This is a genomic window from Pseudomonas sp. MF4836 (genome assembly GCF_002018875.1).
Classification (GTDB): domain Bacteria; phylum Pseudomonadota; class Gammaproteobacteria; order Pseudomonadales; family Pseudomonadaceae; genus Aquipseudomonas.
In genome coordinates this window covers 1-3,983 of sequence record NZ_MVOL01000035.1, presented here as the reverse complement: position 1 = coordinate 3,983, position 3,983 = coordinate 1, and the positions used below count along the sequence as shown (strand labels likewise).

At 47.7% G+C, this 3,983-nt stretch carries 3 protein-coding genes and 1 pseudogene; all 4 read right to left on the bottom strand.

The annotated features are described in order from the left end of the window. Window positions 1-13: 13 nt before the first annotated feature. A complete protein-coding gene (locus tag MF4836_RS34570) occupies window positions 14-283 on the bottom strand; it encodes a hypothetical protein (protein WP_078474158.1) in 270 nt (89 codons plus the stop codon). Between the two features lie 231 nt (window positions 284-514). Continuing rightward, window positions 515-2,221, bottom strand: coding sequence for a putative bifunctional diguanylate cyclase/phosphodiesterase (locus MF4836_RS34565; RefSeq protein ID WP_078474157.1), 1,707 nt, complete (start codon window positions 2,219-2,221; stop codon window positions 515-517). A gap of 36 nt (window positions 2,222-2,257) precedes the next feature. Continuing rightward, window positions 2,258-3,367: a methyl-accepting chemotaxis protein gene (locus MF4836_RS34560; protein WP_371105869.1), complete on the bottom strand. Its 1,110-nt coding sequence runs from the start codon at window positions 3,365-3,367 to the stop codon at window positions 2,258-2,260. Between the two features lie 177 nt (window positions 3,368-3,544). Continuing rightward, a pseudogene (locus tag MF4836_RS36330) lies at window positions 3,545-3,712 on the bottom strand (PAS domain-containing protein); the annotation flags it as partial. Window positions 3,713-3,983: the final 271 nt, after the last annotated feature.

The window sequence follows — 3,983 nt, the reverse complement described above, 5'->3', positions numbered from 1 at the left end:
CCAGTCTAGGGGGCTATAGATCGCCAGTCATCAGTAGCTTTCTCAGTATGCTGAGATTTTTCCTGATTTCAGCTTCTACCTTTCCAGAATAATCAAGTGCCTCAAGCGTATTCTTTGTTTGGTTCATTGCCTCTGCTATTATATCAATGGCAGTTTTTCTTGATGCTGCCATATTTTCTAGAGTCTGTTCCCCTGCATTTAGCATTGTTACGATATCTTGTTTGCTTAACTTATCATAATTCACGTTACGGAGTTGCTCTAGTATTAACTCTTGATCCGACATATATGATCCTCTTTATTATTATCGATCTGTTTATGATAATATTAATTATTTCATTGTTCCAGAAAACAACAGCTGGGATAGTGTATCATAAAAAATATATTTCGAGCGAATGGGGAAAGTCGGTCGAGCCATGCGCATAACCAATCCATGGCATTGGACGCACAGTATATCGTTACCGGTGGATAAATGAATTAACCGCTCAATCCACTAGGTTGCGACGACGCAATCAGTTCATGGACGGTGCGGTTTATCTATTACCCCTCTAGATAAATGAGCAGGGACAAACTTCGCCACCCAAGATGGCACTTTTTCTACCGGCATGGGTTTCGCAATACCATAGCCTTGCGCTACATCACAACCTAGGTTCATCAGCAACACTCCGTGCTCAACCGTTTCCACCCCTTCAGCAATAACCTCGCGGTTAAACGATTTCGCTAGGCCGATGATCGCCTTAGTCAGCCCCAAGCTGTCTTTATCGATGAGTATGTCGCGTATAAAAGATTTGTCTATCTTGATTGACTGCGTGGGCAGTTGTTTAAGGTAGCTCAGCGATGAATACCCGGTTCCAAAGTCGTCCAACGAAAATGTCACACCCAGATCCTGGCAAGCAATGAGGCACTGAGTGACATGTGATAAGTGTTCTATCACCACTGATTCGGCAATCTCAATATCCAACATCTGCGGCAAAACATTAGGGTGGCTGTCCAGCAAAAACTTTAGGGACTTTACAAAGTTTTCTTTTTTCAAATGTAATGCTGCAATGTTTACACTCACAGACCACGAATGACCCAAGTCCGCCCATTGTTCTATTTGACTGAGCGCCTGATCTATGACCCACTCGCCGATCTCCACGATCAGATCGCTCTGCTCAATCAACGGTATAAAATACTGCGGTAATATAAGTCCATCTCGCGGATGCTGCCAACGCAATAGTGCTTCAAAACCAATCACTGCCCCACTGCTCAAACTTATTTTTGGTTGATAATGCAAGCATAACTCACCATCATGTAACGCTTGGCGAACCCGTATTACGGTATCAAAAGCTGATTTATCCATCTTATCTTTTGATACATCAAACAAATAGAAACAGTTACGGCCACTTTGTTTGGCCTTATACATAGCCTGATCGGCATGACGTAGCAGTGTATCGGCATTCTCATTATCGTTTGGATAGAGCGTCACACCGATACTGGCGGAAATATTAATGCCTATGCCATCGATGATGTAGACGGCGGAAAGGGCAGCTAAAAGCCTCTGCAGGGCGCTTTCCAACACCTTGGGATCCCGCACATCCAAAATCAGCACGAACTCATCGCCTCCCAAACGGGCTACGGTATCTTCGATACGCATACTATGTTTCAGGCGATCAGCCACCGCCACTAACAGACGATCACCTATCTCGTGGCCATAGCGGTCGTTAATCTGCTTAAACCCATCGAGATCAAGCACGCCCACGGCAACCGTGCTGGACTGGCTCTTTGCTTTGACAATAGCCTGATCAAGCGCTTTGGACAGCAAAAAACGATTTGGAAGACCCGTCAGCTCGTCGTGCTCAGCCTGCCATTGCAAGGTTTCCAGAAACTTCCGCTTTTCGGTCACATCGAAACGAATGGAAACGTATTTCTGCACCCGCTGGCTGGCATCATCGTACATGGGTACAATGGTGCTCTCTACCCAATACAGGCTGCCATCCTTTTTACGGTTGCAAATTTCACCTTTCCATACCTGCCCACGTGAAACTTTTTTCCACATATCAATAAAGAACTCAGGGGGATGCTGCCCTGAGTTTAGTATGCGGTGGTTTTGCCCAATCAACTCCTGTGCGCTATAGCCAGAAATATCACAGAACTGTTCATTGACATAGGTGATTATTCCGGATTTATCGGTTTCCGAGAAAATAGCTGCCGCATCCACCGCTGCACGGTATCTTGCACTCATATATAAACCTAATTCACCAAAATAGTCATAAGGTCACTACCTGTTGAACCGTTCAACCAACGAGTTTAAACCACGGGATGTACTTTCAAGTTCGCGGCCACGAATCACGGCGGAGTTAGCATTCTTCGCTGTTCTCTCAACCGTTCCCGCTACGTTATTAATCTGCCGAGCAATATCTTCAGCGACACTAGCCTGCTCTTCTGAAGCGGCTGCCATTTGCTGGCTCATACCACTGATCCGTTCAACAGCATCGCGAATGCCTTGGAGAGCACACTGCGCCTCTATAACTTGCTGTACACCGTGGTCGGCCTCGCGAATACCGAGTTTGGCAATGCTCACAGCCTCATCTGCCCCTTTTTTAAGGGTTTCAATGACGTTTTGAATTTGTTGAGTCGATACGCGGGTTTTAGCGGCCAAGGCCCGGACTTCATCAGCTACTACCGCAAAACCACGACCCTGCTCACCAGCCCTAGCCGCTTCAATTGCAGCGTTGAGAGCGAGTAGGTTGGTTTGATCAGCAATGGCTTGAATCACCCCCGCAGCAGCCATAATTTGCTGGGTTTCATTGGCAAGGTAATCCACAGCAGTGCTGATATTCGTGACGGTACTGGCCAGCAACTGAATGGCCTCACGGGAAGTACCGGCGACTTTATCACCTTGTTCAGCCAGTTCATTTGCTGCTTGCGCTTCCATGGCGGTTTTTTGAACATGCCCTGCCACTTCGTTGATTGAGGCCGCCATCTCCGTCATGGCGGCTGCCGTCATGTCCGTTTCCGCTCGCTGCTCCAGCAAGGCATTTTCAGTTTGGTTCGAGAGTAAGGAGGAATGCGCAGCGGCTTCAGCCACTTGGCTGGCCAGATCGCTTAGCCGAGTCAGTGCGGTTTTAAGGCGTGCATCCTCACTAATCAATATCATTTCCAACTGCGCTGAAGGGCCATACGTATCGCTGTAAGTGATGGCGCTAATCGGATCTGAAAAAGCGTCAGGGGCGCATTTCATGATATGACTCAACTGATGTTCCAGCCGCGTATAGGACCACCATCCTGTAACGAGAAAGAGCACGGCAGTTACCGCTTGTGCTGCCAGGCTTGGCAGCACGCTAGCCGCACCTATTGCCAACGCAGCCGCAGTTGCAGGTAAGACCATCCTCCTCATGAATGCCGCATAATGACGATTTTGGGGAATGGAATTTTTACCTGCACGCAACCGGTCATACAGCTTTTGTGCGCGATCAATTTGCTCCCGAGTCGGCTTGACTCTAACGGACTCGTAGCCTGTTAAGCGGCCATCTTCGAGAATAGGTGTCACATACGCACTGACCCAATAGAAGTCACCATTCTTGCAGCGATTCTTGATGATACCCATCCAGCTTTTGCCAGCCTTCAGATAGCCACACATCAGCCCGAAAACAGCTGGAGGCATGTCGGGATGACGAACCAAATTGTGCGGACTGCCCAACAACTCTTCACGAGAATAGCCACTTATTCTCATAAACTCGTCATTCACATAGGAAATATTCCCATTCGTATCCGTAGCAGAGATCAATCGCTGCTGGACTGGAAATATTTGTTCAACGGTTGTGACAGGCAGGTTCGAGCGCAAGATGAGTCTCCATGAGCAATAATGGCATTATGCGTGACTAACGGGTCATGCGAAATAAAGGGAAATCACAGAGCACTGAGATGTTTGTACGCTAAGCCATGGTTCTCAGCTGCAACCATTATCTGACACTGGTGACTTCGGTTGAAGTCCCCCTGCCAGT

Coding starts and splice junctions, on each gene's coding strand:
- MF4836_RS34565 (WP_078474157.1), bottom strand. CDS start 2,221: ATGAGTGCAAGATACCGTGCAGCGGTGGATGCGGCAGCTATTTTCTCG.
- MF4836_RS34570 (WP_078474158.1), bottom strand. CDS start 283: ATGTCGGATCAAGAGTTAATACTAGAGCAACTCCGTAACGTGAATTAT.
- MF4836_RS34560 (WP_371105869.1), bottom strand. CDS start 3,367: ATGGTCTTACCTGCAACTGCGGCTGCGTTGGCAATAGGTGCGGCTAGC.